Annotated in this window: 17 protein-coding genes and 1 tRNA gene; 12 read left to right on the forward strand and 6 right to left on the reverse strand. The window is 40.2% G+C overall.

Annotated elements, in window-relative coordinates; all coding sequences use genetic code 11:
* Positions 1-214: 214 nt before the first annotated feature.
* From IBX40_05945 to purE, 9 genes are all read left to right on the forward strand, one after another.
* The gene (locus tag IBX40_05945; GenBank protein ID MBE0523857.1) at positions 215-769 is read left to right on the forward strand and encodes a CBS domain-containing protein; all 555 of its coding nucleotides are present in this window, start codon (positions 215-217) and stop codon (positions 767-769) included.
* A 22-nt stretch (positions 770-791) separates the two neighbouring features.
* Positions 792-1,589, forward strand: coding sequence for a CBS domain-containing protein (locus tag IBX40_05950; protein ID MBE0523858.1), 798 nt, complete (start codon positions 792-794; stop codon positions 1,587-1,589).
* A gap of 169 nt (positions 1,590-1,758) precedes the next feature.
* Positions 1,759-2,694, forward strand: coding sequence for a CBS domain-containing protein (locus IBX40_05955; GenBank protein ID MBE0523859.1), 936 nt, complete (start codon positions 1,759-1,761; stop codon positions 2,692-2,694).
* Between the two features lie 23 nt (positions 2,695-2,717).
* Positions 2,718-3,608 carry a CBS domain-containing protein gene (locus IBX40_05960; GenBank protein ID MBE0523860.1) on the forward strand — a complete coding sequence of 297 codons (891 nt, stop codon included), beginning with the start codon at positions 2,718-2,720 and terminating at the stop codon, positions 3,606-3,608.
* Positions 3,609-3,620: 12 nt separating this feature from the next.
* Positions 3,621-4,409 (forward strand): CBS domain-containing protein, encoded by a 789-nt coding sequence (locus IBX40_05965; protein ID MBE0523861.1) that lies wholly within the window; start codon positions 3,621-3,623, stop codon positions 4,407-4,409.
* Between the two features lie 7 nt (positions 4,410-4,416).
* Positions 4,417-5,589 carry an RNA ligase gene (locus IBX40_05970; protein MBE0523862.1) on the forward strand — a complete coding sequence of 391 codons (1,173 nt, stop codon included), beginning with the start codon at positions 4,417-4,419 and terminating at the stop codon, positions 5,587-5,589.
* Between the two features lie 3 nt (positions 5,590-5,592).
* A complete protein-coding gene (engB, locus tag IBX40_05975; protein MBE0523863.1) occupies positions 5,593-6,213 on the forward strand; it encodes a GTP-binding protein EngB in 621 nt (206 codons plus the stop codon).
* Positions 6,214-6,254: 41 nt separating this feature from the next.
* Positions 6,255-6,557 carry a ribonuclease P gene (locus IBX40_05980; GenBank protein ID MBE0523864.1) on the forward strand — a complete coding sequence of 101 codons (303 nt, stop codon included), beginning with the start codon at positions 6,255-6,257 and terminating at the stop codon, positions 6,555-6,557.
* A gap of 95 nt (positions 6,558-6,652) precedes the next feature.
* Entirely contained in the window at positions 6,653-7,045 is a 393-nt protein-coding gene (purE, locus tag IBX40_05985) for a 5-(carboxyamino)imidazole ribonucleotide mutase (protein MBE0523865.1), read from the forward strand.
* A gap of 5 nt (positions 7,046-7,050) precedes the next feature.
* On the opposite strand, the gene IBX40_05990 is transcribed toward purE, so the two are convergent.
* The 4 genes from IBX40_05990 to IBX40_06005 all read right to left on the reverse strand — a co-directional run bounded on the left by IBX40_05990 (position 7,051) and on the right by IBX40_06005 (position 9,901).
* Positions 7,051-8,049: an isocitrate/isopropylmalate dehydrogenase family protein gene (locus IBX40_05990; GenBank protein ID MBE0523866.1), complete on the reverse strand. Its 999-nt coding sequence runs from the start codon at positions 8,047-8,049 to the stop codon at positions 7,051-7,053.
* On the reverse strand, positions 8,030-8,902 hold the full coding sequence (locus IBX40_05995) for a hypothetical protein (GenBank protein MBE0523867.1): 873 nt from the start codon (positions 8,900-8,902) through the stop codon (positions 8,030-8,032). The genes IBX40_05990 and IBX40_05995 overlap by 20 nt, the downstream gene beginning before the upstream one ends.
* A gap of 12 nt (positions 8,903-8,914) precedes the next feature.
* Positions 8,915-9,406, reverse strand: a complete 492-nt coding sequence (locus IBX40_06000; GenBank protein ID MBE0523868.1) for a 3-isopropylmalate dehydratase small subunit — start codon at positions 9,404-9,406, stop codon at positions 8,915-8,917.
* 72 nt (positions 9,407-9,478) lie between these two features.
* The gene (locus IBX40_06005; protein ID MBE0523869.1) at positions 9,479-9,901 is read right to left on the reverse strand and encodes a YjbQ family protein; all 423 of its coding nucleotides are present in this window, start codon (positions 9,899-9,901) and stop codon (positions 9,479-9,481) included.
* Positions 9,902-9,990: 89 nt separating this feature from the next.
* On the opposite strand from IBX40_06005, the gene IBX40_06010 reads away from it, so the two are divergent.
* Positions 9,991-11,658, forward strand: a complete 1,668-nt coding sequence (locus IBX40_06010; protein MBE0523870.1) for a radical SAM protein — start codon at positions 9,991-9,993, stop codon at positions 11,656-11,658.
* A 15-nt stretch (positions 11,659-11,673) separates the two neighbouring features.
* On the opposite strand, the gene IBX40_06015 is transcribed toward IBX40_06010, so the two are convergent.
* The gene (locus IBX40_06015) at positions 11,674-12,423 is read right to left on the reverse strand and encodes a geranylgeranylglyceryl/heptaprenylglyceryl phosphate synthase (GenBank protein MBE0523871.1); all 750 of its coding nucleotides are present in this window, start codon (positions 12,421-12,423) and stop codon (positions 11,674-11,676) included.
* 229 nt (positions 12,424-12,652) lie between these two features.
* Positions 12,653-12,802, reverse strand: a complete 150-nt coding sequence (locus tag IBX40_06020) for a 50S ribosomal protein L40e (protein MBE0523872.1) — start codon at positions 12,800-12,802, stop codon at positions 12,653-12,655.
* A 155-nt stretch (positions 12,803-12,957) separates the two neighbouring features.
* Here IBX40_06020 and IBX40_06025 point away from each other — a divergent pair.
* Together IBX40_06025 and tnpA are read left to right on the forward strand one after the other, a co-directional pair.
* A tRNA-Leu gene (locus IBX40_06025) sits at positions 12,958-13,073 on the forward strand.
* Positions 13,074-13,251: 178 nt separating this feature from the next.
* Positions 13,252-13,665 carry an IS200/IS605 family transposase gene (gene tnpA, locus IBX40_06030; GenBank protein MBE0523873.1) on the forward strand — a complete coding sequence of 138 codons (414 nt, stop codon included), beginning with the start codon at positions 13,252-13,254 and terminating at the stop codon, positions 13,663-13,665.
* Positions 13,666-13,720 lie beyond the last annotated feature (55 nt).

The following is a 13,720-nucleotide window of genomic DNA, read 5'->3' on the forward strand; positions in this document are numbered from 1 at the left end:
CAAAATTGATTTTACATAGATCCCATGGGAAATACCCACAGACGGCGTAAGATTTAAAGCTTATAAACAGAACGGCAAACAAGTACGTTTAGTAGAGTTCACTGATAAATTTGTCGAAACTGACTGGTATACTAAAGGACATATTGTCAAGTATCCAATCCTTTATATCTCATCAAAAAGATATGATTATATTATTAAATTGGAGAATGGTGCTATGGAAACCTCACTACCAGTTAAGGAAATCATGACAAGAAATCCTATAACTGTAGATATCAATACTAAAATATCTAAAGCTGCAAACCAAATGTTTGAGTTGGACGTAGGTGGTATTGTAGTGATGGAAAACAATAATCCAGTAGGCATGTTAACCGAACGGGATATGGTTGACAAAATCATTTCGAAAAACCTCCTTCCTGATTCATTAGAACTTAAAAACGTCATTACAACTCCGCTTATTACTCTTGATGCAGATGAGGATATACAGAGAGCTATCGAATTAATGCTTAAGATGCATATCAGGAGGATACCAATAGTCAAAGATAAAAAGCTTGTGGGTATAGTAACTGAAAACGATCTGGTATCGATGTCAGTTGAGATGGGAAATATTTTGGCCGATCTTATTAGTATGCACAGGGAAAGAACTCCGTTAGAAAGGGAAATACCTGAGATCATAAGTAGGGGAGTATGTGAAAATTGCGGCAAATATACTGACAATCTTGATTATTTGAATGGCTCATTGATATGTGAGTCATGTAAAGAGATGGAATAATAATGATTTTGGAGTTGGTAAAATGGACTCATTGCATGTCCAAGATGTAATGCAAAAACATTCTGCATGTGTTAATGATAATGATTTTATGACATATGCCAGACAGCTTATGCGTGATTATCATCACAGAATATTGCCTGTAGTGAATGAAAATAAGATCGTCCTTGGAGTAATATCTGAAAAGGATATCCTGAATATAACTTCCACGAAATCTAATATAACTGTAAAAGGCTTTGTCACAGAGACTCCGGTCATTACCGAATATATGAACTTAAAACAGACTGCGAAGATATTATCAGAATCAGGATTCACTGCAATTCCGGTCGTGTATTCATTGGATGATCGGACATTGAAAGGTGTGATTAGTGTAGTTGATATCTTTAATAATCTAAATCCAATAAATATCCCTGAAAATAGAATTGATGAATCGATGACAAGGAATGTTAAAACCTGCACTCCGGATGAACCATTGGCAAAAATATGGAATAATATGATAAGGGAAGGATATTCCGGATATCCGGTAGTTGATAAACACAACTTTCCTCTCGGAATGATAACCATGCGCGATATTATTAATTCTGGGAAAATAAGGATTGAACGGGAAGACGAACATGGAACCAGAATCGGAACTTCTACTAATGTATCACGAATAATGAGTACACCTTCATATAATATATCCCCGGAAGCTTCAATTCGGGATGCTATTGAAATGATGATAAAGTATGATGTCGGTCGTCTGTGTGTTGTCGATCAGGACAAACTTGTTGGAATAATTGACAAGCATGATGTTGTAAGAGTATATTCCAATGAAAGTCCTTAAATAGTGAATGTAAGTAAAGTAATTAGTGCTATTTTTGGGACAGCATGTTTAAATAGCAAGTAATAATTGATGAAAACGTTCGAAAAAGAGATATAACTTAATAACCTGTTAATCTCGGCAGAAAACGGTTATGTAATAAAATAGATTTGTAATTAAAATCGGTGAAATCATGAAACGACAAAAATATGACAAATCTGAAGTTAGAGGATTAGATAGTTCTGGAGTTAATGATAGAGGTCCATTAAATTTCAAATCCAAAATCTCTAATCATCAAAGTGAAATATTGGCCCTCGCATCAAAAGATGTCATAACACTTCCACCTACTACCAATATAATGGCTACTGTAAAAACTATGCTGAAATACGGTTTTAGACGAGTACCTATTGCAGATGCAGGTACAAAAAGACTGGAAGGAATTGTAACAAGTCTGGACATTGTAGATTTTCTCGGTGGGGGCTTGAGACACAATCTGGTTAAAAACCGATATAATGGTAACCTGGCAGCTGCAATTAATGAAGATGTCAGAGAAATTATGAAAAAAGAAGTTGTCTGCTTCCACATCAATGACACAATCTCTTACGTTCTTTCAACTTTGATCGATAAGAATATCGGGGCTGCACCCATTGTTAACGATGATTTTGCTGTTGTTGGTATAGTTTCTGAAAGAGAGTTTGTTAATACGGTAGCAAATATTACCACTTCAAAATCAGTGCACGATTATATGAGCACTAATGTAGTCACTGCACCACCCGACATGTCCTTAAAGGAAGCCACAATAACCATGATTAAAAGAGGTTTTAGGAGAATTCCGGTAGTTAAAGAAAATGTGTTATTGGGAATAATTACCGCTTCTGATATTATGAGGTATCTGGGAAGTGGGGACATTTTCCAGAAACTTATAACCGGTGATGGGGAAGATGCATTTAATGTTCCCTTAAAACATCTTATATTACGTGATATAATCTGGACCAGGTCTAATATTGATATTGGAGAAGCTGCTGGTTTGATGCTGAATAAAAAAGTAGGAGCAATTCCCATAATAGATAACGGGGAATTGTGTGGTATACTTACAGAGCGTGACATTATAAGAGCTATAGCAGATTAATTCACCACTTAAAGGGGATTATTATGAAAGTAAGGGAAATAATGAGCACACCAGTTTATATAATTGGTTCAGAGGAACCAATTTCGAGAGCAAGGAACCTTATGTTAAAATATAATATCAGTCGACTTGTAGTAATAAAAGAAAAATTATCTGAGGAAGCGTCTTCAAAATCATCCGAAGCAATACCGATAGGGATTGTTACTAAGGCTGATATCAGCCAAAGACTTGACCAGGCAGAACCAATGTGGCGCAGGCGTCCCATTGACAATATTCCGATTAGTGTAATAATGACCCCTGATCCAGTAACTATCCATCCAGAAGCCACACCCAAACAGGCAGCTGAACTTTTACTTGAGAACAAAATCAGCGGGATTCCTGTTGTAAAAAGTGAATCAGACAATAATGTTATGGGGATTATTACAAAACTGGATCTTATAAGATATTATTCTACACTTGAAAATAATTTCGGGGTAAAAGATATTATGAACGACTTTTTCGTCACCGTTCACAGGCATCACAGTATATGCCATGTAATTCATGAAATGAAAAATAATGATGTGGACAGGGTGATTGTTATCGACGACAACAATAAACCGGTTGGGATTATAACCACCACAAACCTTGCTTTACACAAAATGACCAATCCTAAAGGTGGACTACCTATAAAAGATGTCAAGATGGCCCGCAAGAACCGGGATGGTGGTGAAAGGACATTCCGTTCTATTAAAGAAGTATCGATTGTAGCCGAAGATGTTATGTCAGAGCCAATTATTACTTTAGATGAGAATAGCAAAGCCGTGGAAGCTGCTAAAATTATGGTGGACAAGCGGATTAATGGCATTCCAATTGTAAATAATGAGATTATTGGGATCGTGAATGCACAGAAAATAATAGCAGAGATTGCTGAAATTTAAAAGGTGATGAAAATGCAAGTAAAAGACATTATGGTTGAACCTGCAACTATTGATAAATCTGAAAAATTATCTTATGCACTTGACAAAATGGAAAAACTCGAAACCAGAAGACTCCTTGTATTACACAATGGCAATGTCAATGGAATTGTAACAATGAGGTCAATAACCAGGGAATTAGGAACCAGAAAAAAATCTACCCTCCCGGCATCAGCCATGCATGTAACGACAGCAACAACGGATAATTTTTCCAAGGTGCGTCCAGATATGCTTTTGAAGGAAGGTATTATACTAATGAATTTGAATGAAGGGATATTGCTGGTCATGGATAATGATGAAGTGATCGGATGGATCACCCCACATGAAATAATCAAGAATTATCCTTTCAACAATGCCCTTGCAGGTGAGATCATGCGCCAGCCCATTACCATAGGACCAGATGAAAGAGTAATACATGCCAGACGGACCATTCTTGATAAAAACATTGGCCGATTACCTGTAGTGGAAAATGGAGCCTTGATAGGAATAATCACAGAGCATGATATTGCCGTTGCTTTAAGGGCATTCAGGGACCTGGTATCTAACAGCAAACAGGAAAATCGGATTAAAAACTTGCTGGTAGAAGATATCATGAGCAGGGGGGTAATAACAGTAAATACTGATACACCTATCCAGGATGTGGTTTCCCTGATGCTTGAAAAGAACCTGGGCGGAGTGCCTGCTGTAAATGATAAGGATGAGCTTGTGGGTTTAATTACCAGACGGCTTCTTCTAAAGACAATTGCACATAAAATCGAGACATAACCATTTCATGAATAGAGATCAATATGATTTAGATGAAGATTTCATAAAACTTTCTTCAAATATCCTTGACTTGCCGGAATCAAAAATATCCAGTATGTTAAACCAAAGGGTTTTGCAGAAAGTATCAGGGCTCTATCCAGATTATTATAGGTTCGATAAAGGAATATCAGGATTTGAAGCAGGTACTGCTGTTTTTAAACACGGAGATAACATCCTGGTTGTTAAGGGATTTCCAAAGATACAGCGTGCAATTGTACTTGAATCGGCTGTAAGGGTTCATTTTGAAGGCAGTTCAACCATTGCAATTGAAGAAAAGATGAACGGCTATAATGTGAGAATTGCATGTATTGATGGAAAGGTTTTTGCATTGACAAGGGGCGGTCTGATATGTCCTTATACAACTGAGAAGGTGACAGAAGAGATCGATTCGGAATTTTTTCAAACCCATCCCGACCTGGTCTTATGTGGGGAAATGGTCGGCCCGGATAACCCGTATGTTCCGAATAACATCTATCCTGACGTGAAAAGTGTTTCATTGTTTATTTTTGATATCAGGGAAAAAACCACAGGTAAACCACTTACAATCGAAAAGAAATATGAGTTGTGTACACGCTATAATATCAAGACAGTCCGGTATTACGGAGAATATCCTATTCAATCAGCTGCTGAGATCATTACTAAGATCATAAAGGAACTGGGAGAGGAAGATCGTGAGGGTGTGGTGATAAAGGATCCTGAAATGAACCAGCCAGCTATAAAATATACATGCTCCGAAAGCACTAATAACGATCTAAAATATGCATTCCAGTTCTATAATGACTATGGAAGGGATTTCTTTTTTTCCAGGATTATACGTGAAGGGTTCCAGTCTGTGGAATGGGATGAAAATGAGGAAGCACTACATGACAGATGCTGCCGGCTTGGAGAAAGTATTCTCAAGCCAATGGTTGGGACTATAAAGAAGCGAAAACAGGGCGATCGCATTGCAGAGGATGTAAGGATCAGGGTTAATAACCTTGAAACTGCCTGGCAGTTTGAAGACCACCTGAAGCGATTGGGTGTGGATGCCCTGTTTGAAGAACCCGTATTTGAGAATGGACAGTACCTGATATTGATAAGAAAAATAAACAAGAGTACCAATGATCGCACAGGTGCATTATTGGATGGACAATTGTGGTAACAAATGGCAAAATATAAAAAAGTACTTGATATTAAATATGAAATTATTATTGTAGGCCGTTCCAATGTAGGTAAGTCAACCCTTATTAGAAGCTTGACAGGTGTGAATGTACCTGCCGGAAAACGTCCTGGTGTTACTTTGCGACCTTACCACCTGCAATTCGGTGATCTAACCATTACAGACATGCCCGGATTCGGGTTTATGAGCGGTATCAAGGAAACAAAACAGGATATTATCAAGACAAAGTTCGTTAGATATATTGAAAAAAATAAGGACCGAATTCTGCAGGTAATATTGGTTCTAAACGGCAATTCATTCTTAGATATTGTTGACCGCTGGCAAAAACGAGGGGAGATCCCGATTGAGATTGAGATGTATGATTTCATGCATGAACTTGAACTGGATGTAGTTGTGGCAGTCAATAAGAAAGATAAAATAAGTGATCTGGATAATGTCATGGACGGAGTGGCTGAAAGGCTGGGTATGCATCCGCCGTGGCGCCAGTGGCCTGATTTGCTGGTGCCTGTAAGTGCTAAAAAGGGAGATACTAAGCAACTTTCCGGTCTAATTCGGGGCACACTTCATAATCTTAGCAGGGATGACCTGCTTGGATTTGTAAAGTAATCATGTTCATTCAAGTAGTCTAAGAATAATTAGGAAAATAAATGCGGCGCAAAAATAAGAAAGAATGGATACGTGAGATGGCCCACAAGCGTATCCGGCTTTTATTTAAATTGGCAGAAGAATCTTTTGAAAAAGCCCCCCGACTTAGTAATCGATATGTCCAGCTTGCCAAAAAAATCAGTATGCGCCACAGGATCAGAATGCCGAGAGCATTGAAACGCAGGATTTGTAAGGAATGTGGAACGTTTCTTGTTCCGGGTTCTAACTGCAGGATTAGAATCAGAAACGATAGGATATTGACTACATGCCTTGAATGCGGCATGATTATGCGCATACCCTTTTAAATCCTTTTTTTTGATAATATTAAGCACCCTCATTTTCAATTTATTTTTTTAATTAAACGTCTAATTAATATAGATTAATATCCCTATAGACTGACATGACAGAAGTCGCAATAATAATGGGCTCCAATTCAGATAAACACGTTGCTCAGGGCGCTATAGATGTATTTGAAAGTAATGGTGTAGATTATGATATTCAAGCGATCTCAGCACACCGCAATCCTGAGGAACTGGATAAATATTTGAAAACATCAGATGCAAGTATATTTATTGCAATTACAGGTCTTTCTGCTGCACTGCCTGGTGTTATCGCCTCAAAAACAGACAAAGTAGTTATTGGCGTTCCTGTCAGCAGCAAACTGGGTGGACTGGATGCATTGCTTTCAACGATACAGATGCCAAAAGGAGTGCCTGTTGCCAGTGTCGGTATAGATAATGGAACAAATGCTGCACTGCTGGCAGTCAGAATCCTGAACATTACGAAAAAATAGATTTATTATCCTTTTTCAAGATAATCTACAACAGCACTGGAAACATCAGTTGTTGATGAAGAACCTCCCAGATCCTGCGTGATTATCCCCTTTGCAAGTACATGGTCAATGGCTTTTTGTACCTTATCGGCTTTCTCGAATTCTTCAACCCATTCAAGCATCATTTTAACACTCATTATTGCTGCCAGTGGATTGGCCAATCCTTTACCAGCTATATCTGGCGCTGATCCATGAACCGGCTCAAAAAGGGCATATTTATCGCCAATATTGGCGCTTGGGCATAAACCAAGGCTTCCAACAAGTGCAGCAGCCACATCGCTTAAAATATCACCGAATAGGTTGGTTGTGACTAGCACATCATATTTTTCAGGTGATAAGATCAGGTGGTAAGCCATTGCATCGATAAGCATCTCATTGTATTCCACATTATTCTCTTGCGCGACATCAATGCAAATTTCTCTGAATAAAATACAGGATTTAAGAACATTGGCTTTGTGCACGATGGTCAATCTGTTCTGACGATCTTTTGCTATTTTGCATGCCATATTGGCAATGCGTGTGGTCCCAGTTCTGGTCACAACCTTGTTACTGCAGGCCATATCTAAGGAATATTCTTCTTTACCAGTATACAATCCTTCAGTATTTTCCCTTACTATTATGAAATCAAAAGAAGTTGTGGGTTTGTAAGGTGTATCGATATGAATGTTCAATGATCGAAATGGCCTGATATTGGCATACAGATCCAGTTCGCGTCTGATCCTCAACAGCACACTCTGATAATTTGGGTCATTAGGTGTGGTGATTGCTCCGAAAAGAATGCAGTCACATTCCTTCATCTTTTCCAGATCACTTTCATCCAGTGCCACACCGGTCCGTTCCCACCTGCCATATCCCACTTCTATGGGAACAGCTTCGAAATCCAATCCTATAGTTTTCAGAACCTCTACGGCTGCATGAATGACCTCCTTTCCAATACCATCGCCTTCAATCAATGCGATCTTCATCTACTCCACCATTCATAACATTGACCAAACGCTTTATGGCGTCCACGATATCATATTCAGACGCCCCCCAGTGTACCACCACACCATCATTTCCATTGATGTTAATAAAACCCGTCCTTTTTGTCTGACAGCATCTGGTAATAAATGGTTTTGTAGGATTTATGAATTCTGTCTTCAGGGGACACATATTGATATGCTTGTAGGTAAACCTGGGGAACCTTATATCAAATATCTCCTTTGAAATATCACATCCTACTAATAATGAATTATCTTTGATATCAGAATCAGTATCAAGATACTTGCCATTTAATCCTGAGGCATTGCAGGGAAATACTGTGTTTTCATTTTCAAATTCTCTTAAATCAATGTATGTCCGTTCAAACTTGATATTTAATTCACCCAGAATACCGCTCTCTTCAAGACGGTGGATGGCAAAGGATAACCAGGGAGGTTCAGGCGGGATAACATCAATTATCTGGATGTCTGTGATATCATATAGGTTAGGTTTATGTACAAAAGTAATGTGCTTATCCCGTCCTTTGAAAATAACAGTGTTCACCTTATCGTTATATTTTTCCAGAGCCAGTAGTATCAATTTGGTCCTGTTATGGGCATCATGTTCATTTTCATGTACGACTATTTCGTCCCCTGAAGCGATCTGTTTGAAGGATTTAGCTTTTGCAAACAGTGACCCTGTTTGTTCAGTCTCAACTTCTACAATCTTGAAATTGCCATCCTGAAGATCGGCTATTATATATTTAGTAGAAAAATATATCGGTTCAACACCCAATGGTTTTTTACAGGGGTCTCCTTGTGTGATGCCCACCATCTTGTAATCATCTGGAAATATCATCATAATAATAGCTCAATCCTGGTTCTTTGCATGTTTTTTGCGATGTGTTACCAGGCCCCCATCCATAAGTATCTCTAATAAAAATCCGGGAAGTTTTGTACCTGTAAATGCTTTATTGCTGCATAACACAATACCCTGCTTAAGATCCACATTACACATTTCATTTTCAGCACACTCTACATCAGCCTCAATGATTGGCAGACCTACGTTAATTGCGTTTCGGAAAAATATCCTGGCAAAGGATTTGGCCACAATACAGGCGATACCTGCATGTTTTAAAGCCAGGGGAGCTTGTTCCCGTGAGGATCCGCACCCGAAATTCTCACCTGCAACAATAATATCACCCGGTTTGATCTTTGTTGGGAAATCAGGATCGATACCTTCCATAGCATGGTCAGCAAATACCTGCATGTCAGTGGTCCTGAGATACTTCCCAGGAATAATCACATCGGTATCAATATGGTCACCAAATTTCCAGATCCGTCCGGAGATTGTATAGCTCATTGAATCACTGACACCGATATTACACATACTTGAACATATATGTTATTATAATATTTTGAATACATATTAATTCTAATAATCGCCCGTTATTTGTACTATCAACTTCCTGGTCCGCGATCTATTATCCAGATCAATGAAAATAATCTGCTGCCATGTGCCAAGCAAGAGCTTGCCGTTGGCAAATGGTACAGTCAAACTGGGGCCTAAGAACGATGCTCTGACATGGCTGTGTCCATTGCCATCTCCCCATCTCAAATTGTGTGCATATTCCAATCCCATGGGAGCCAACCTCTCAAGCGCATCTGACAGGTCCTTGACCAAACCGGGTTCATATTCGATTGTCGTCAAAGCCCCCGTTGCCCCAGGCACGAAAATCAACACTGAACCGTCTTTTAGACCAGAATCCATGAGTTTTTGGTCTACCAGGGGAGTGATGTCAATTACATCGGTATTGCCTTTGGTATCGAAGGAAATATGCTCTGTTAAGATTTTCATCATTAATTCCTCTGTCATTATGTATGGGTCTATATATTTTAATTTACAGTATTAGTTTAAACCAGTTTCAAAAGGAAGGTTAGATCATTATACGGTGTCTCATAATTGACGGATATGTGGACGAACCCGCATGTTTGGGCGTACCCCCATACATTTCTCCCTATCCCAGGTATATAGCAGGTGCATTAGTTGATAAAGGACTGCCTGCAGGCAATATACATTACATTACTATTGATCAGATTCGCACTGGTCAGGGTTTGGACCTCCTGCAAAAAGCTGGGATCATAATAATTATAGCAGGCATGACCGTTCCAGGGAAATATTTGAGGGGCACTCCGATCAATATTGTTGAGATCAGTGATATTACACGTTTGGCCAACAAAACACCAATCTTATTGGGTGGGCCAATTCGACTGGGGTATGCCAGTCAAGGTGGAAAAATGGCTACCAAACCAGATATCGATGGACTGACTTTGGCCATGGCAGATATCGAGGCTTATGTCTTTGACATATTTGGACCAGGGCTGAACGACCCTGGTATTGCAGACCATAGGATGCGCTCCACTGATGAGATTGCCAGGTGGGGTGTGAAAGGTGCTTTCATCATCAGGCATCATCCTGATTTCCCCTATGTGATGTGCGAACTTGAAACGTACCGTGGATGTGCACGTCCAGGGCATTGCTCCTTCTGCACCGAGCCTTTTTATGGAGAACCGGATTTCAGGCCGATTAAAGATGTTGTGGTCGAAGCAGAGGCCCTGTACATTCAAGGTGCCAGGTATTTCAGGATTGGAAGGCAGCCGGATTTGTTCTCATATCATGCTAAGGATACTGGTGGTGAACTGTTAAGACCCGACCCGGGAGCTATCGAGCAGCTATATAAGGGCATCAGAAACATAGCGCCTGAATTGAAGGTGCTTCATATGGACAATGCTAATCCTGCTACTATTGCTGCATATCCAGAAGAATCTGGAGAGATCGCGCGGATAATTGTAAAATATCACACGCCTGGAGATGTCGCTGCCATGGGAATGGAATCTGCAGATCCGGCTGTGATCAAGGCTAATTGTCTCAAAACCATGCCAGAGGATGTAATGGATGCTATTGAGATTATCAACAAGGTGGGCGGTATACGGGGGAAGAACGGCATGCCTGAACTTCTTCCCGGCCTAAACTTTATCCATGGGTTAAAAGGTGAAACAAAGGAGACATTTAATCTGAATTTCCAGTTCCTGCACGGGCTGCTGGACAGCGGTCTAATGGTCAGAAGGATCAATATCAGGCAGGTCATGGCTTTTCCAGGTACTCCAATGTGGAAGGAAGAGAGGAAAAATTACTATCATGACCAATTCTTGAAATTCAAGGACAAAGTACGTAAACAGATCGATTTTCCGATGCTGGATCGTGTAGTGCCTGTGGGTACTGTATTGAAGGATGTGCTGTGCGAAATCTATGATGGAATAACTTTTGGCAGGCAACTGGCTTCATATCCGCTGCTTATCGGAATTCCATCAAAGCTAACGTTAGGAAGGTTTATCGATGTCACAGTGACCGGACACGGTCAACGTTCTATTACTGGTATACCGTATCCACTGGACATTAACAATGCAGATCCCAGATTAATAAGTCAGCTTCCAGGCGTGGGGAAAAAACGCACCACAAGTATTGTCAAAGGAAGGCCATATAAAGATCAGCACGAGCTTTTTGGAAAAATAGAGAATATTGAAGAGATTTTGCCGTATATAAAAATACAATAATCTTTTTTTGAGATTCTATTTGTGCTTTATTGCACTCACCAGCTCCTTGATCTTGGAGCCCACATCACTAACCTGTTCTACTATGGTACCTGTAACAATCATGTCAGCACCGGCTGTTACCAGTTTACTGGCAGTCTCCCCATCACGTATACCACCTCCGACTATAACCATGGTCTCATCCCCCACTGCATGCTTTACTGCGCCCACCATAGCTGTGGGCACCGGGCTATCGGCACCAGAACCTGCTTCCAGATAGATATAGTGCATGCCTAAATATTTCCCTGCTAATGCATAAGCTATTGCCAGTTCAGGTTTTTTCTTTGGGATCAAGCGTGCATCCCCCACCCAGCCCACTGTGCCGCCGGGCTCAATTAGGATGTATGCCATGGAAATGGGTTCTATACCTGTTTTTTTTACAAGGGGTGCACCTATGGCCTGGTTTGTGGTAAGGTAGTTAACGTCCCTGGAGTTCAACAGGCTCATGAAGAATACAGCATCTGCGTAGGCACTAACACCACTGGCACTGGCCGGGAACAATATGGTGGGCAGGTCGGTTTGCTCCTTGATAGCCTGTATGGTCTTATCAAGCAGACCTCCGAAGGCTCCTGTAGAACCACCGACCATAATTGCATCTGTACCTCCCTTTGCGGCCAGGGCTGCTATGTTCCCGGAGGCCTGGGGTGATTGGCTGTCTGGATCAATTAGAGTAAGGTGAGCCGCACCCTGGGTCTTCACGACATTATTGAGCTTCTCTTCCACATTCATATTAATAATATATCCATTGGTCATCGGTTAAGGATTGATTTAATGCATGTCGTTTTTCGAAAAGTGAATGATAATTATAATTCTTCATTCTTAGTTAAAATAGAACACGGATGACACTGATTTTAGCGGATTCCCACGGATCTTTTATTATCCGTCCCAATCCGTTTTATCCGCAGAATCCGTGCTCCATCATATTTTTCACTCTTAACCAATGACATTTGATAAAATATCAGCTGCCTCTGCTCTCTTTCGATTTCATTCGTAGTTCTTTTGAATTGCATTTTCTGCATCTGGTTGCCTTAACAGAGTTTCGGGCATTGCATTTCATGCATATTTTCATATGAAGTATGTGTGCTTCAGCTTCCTGGAATCGTGCCATTAATAATTTCTCCTAATTAAATGAGTTTAAGAATATGCTTTAATTAATAAAATATGTTGTTAATCTAATTAGGCAAGTAAAAAGGTGATACTGGTTTTTAATGGTTTCGATGCGATACTTTCAAATAAGGAAAAAATAATGTAGATACTCTTCATGCGGGGATAGCCAAGCCAGGCCAAACCGGGAGACATGACTGTCTTCCAGGGCCAAAGGCGCAGGACTTAAGATCCTGTTACGAAGGTATTCGCGGGTTCGAATCCCGTTCCCCGCACTACTCCTACTCTGGTCATTATCGGGCCACACCAACTCTGGGCCAGCGGCAGGCTTTACACGTATGAAGCCCTATGGGCCCCATTTGTGGACTGGTTGTTATATGCTCTTTACTTTCACCAAGCTTTTGCTTTAAGTTTATGCATTTGTTCCTGTTTTTATTTTTCAGAGGTAGGGAGATGTCAAAGGAGTTGAGACATGACAGGCATTCAGTTTCGCGACTTACCGATCATATGGTGTTTAGCCCTAAATACAGGGGCAAAATATTGAAAGGCGAGGTGGCGCTGGTTGCAGAGGCTATTATTCGGAAAACATGCAGTAAGATGGATATTGAGATTATTGATATGGCAGTTAATCCTGACCATGTGCACATGTTTATTAAGTATCCTCCAAAACTTTCCGTAAGTTTTATTGCAAAGAATGTCAAAGGAAAAAGTAGTAGAGTGTTAAGAAAAGAATTCCCTCATTTAAAAGAATGGTGCAAAGATCATCTTTGGGCACCCAGTTGTTACCATGGTTCTGTGGGTAGTGGGTGGGATGTTGTTGAGAAATATATCTCAGCACATAATACCTATGAATATAAGAGGGAATAATCCAAAAAAACGCTATACAGGCCCGGGACAATTTGTCCGGGGTATACCGTGACTG

The organism is Methanosarcinales archaeon, assembly GCA_014859725.1.
GTDB lineage: Archaea > Halobacteriota > Methanosarcinia > Methanosarcinales > Methanocomedenaceae > Kmv04.

Excerpts from the sequence above, each read along its gene's own strand:
- IBX40_05970 (MBE0523862.1), top strand. The coding sequence starts at position 4,417 with ATGAATAGAGATCAATATGATTTAGATGAAGATTTCATAAAACTTTCT.
- IBX40_06020 (MBE0523872.1), bottom strand. The coding sequence starts at position 12,802 with ATGGCACGATTCCAGGAAGCTGAAGCACACATACTTCATATGAAAATA.
- IBX40_06015 (MBE0523871.1), bottom strand. The coding sequence starts at position 12,423 with ATGAATGTGGAAGAGAAGCTCAATAATGTCGTGAAGACCCAGGGTGCG.
- engB (MBE0523863.1), top strand. The coding sequence starts at position 5,593 with ATGGCAAAATATAAAAAAGTACTTGATATTAAATATGAAATTATTATT.
- purE (MBE0523865.1), top strand. The coding sequence starts at position 6,653 with ATGACAGAAGTCGCAATAATAATGGGCTCCAATTCAGATAAACACGTT.
- IBX40_06000 (MBE0523868.1), bottom strand. The coding sequence starts at position 9,406 with ATGAGCTATACAATCTCCGGACGGATCTGGAAATTTGGTGACCATATT.
- IBX40_05990 (MBE0523866.1), bottom strand. The coding sequence starts at position 8,049 with ATGAAGATCGCATTGATTGAAGGCGATGGTATTGGAAAGGAGGTCATT.
- IBX40_05965 (MBE0523861.1), top strand. The coding sequence starts at position 3,621 with ATGCAAGTAAAAGACATTATGGTTGAACCTGCAACTATTGATAAATCT.
- IBX40_05950 (MBE0523858.1), top strand. The coding sequence starts at position 792 with ATGGACTCATTGCATGTCCAAGATGTAATGCAAAAACATTCTGCATGT.
- IBX40_05980 (MBE0523864.1), top strand. The coding sequence starts at position 6,255 with ATGCGGCGCAAAAATAAGAAAGAATGGATACGTGAGATGGCCCACAAG.
- IBX40_05995 (MBE0523867.1), bottom strand. The coding sequence starts at position 8,902 with ATGATATTTCCAGATGATTACAAGATGGTGGGCATCACACAAGGAGAC.
- IBX40_05945 (MBE0523857.1), top strand. The coding sequence starts at position 215 with ATGGAAACCTCACTACCAGTTAAGGAAATCATGACAAGAAATCCTATA.
- tnpA (MBE0523873.1), top strand. The coding sequence starts at position 13,252 with ATGTCAAAGGAGTTGAGACATGACAGGCATTCAGTTTCGCGACTTACC.
- IBX40_05955 (MBE0523859.1), top strand. The coding sequence starts at position 1,759 with ATGAAACGACAAAAATATGACAAATCTGAAGTTAGAGGATTAGATAGT.
- IBX40_06005 (MBE0523869.1), bottom strand. The coding sequence starts at position 9,901 with ATGAAAATCTTAACAGAGCATATTTCCTTCGATACCAAAGGCAATACC.
- IBX40_05960 (MBE0523860.1), top strand. The coding sequence starts at position 2,718 with ATGAAAGTAAGGGAAATAATGAGCACACCAGTTTATATAATTGGTTCA.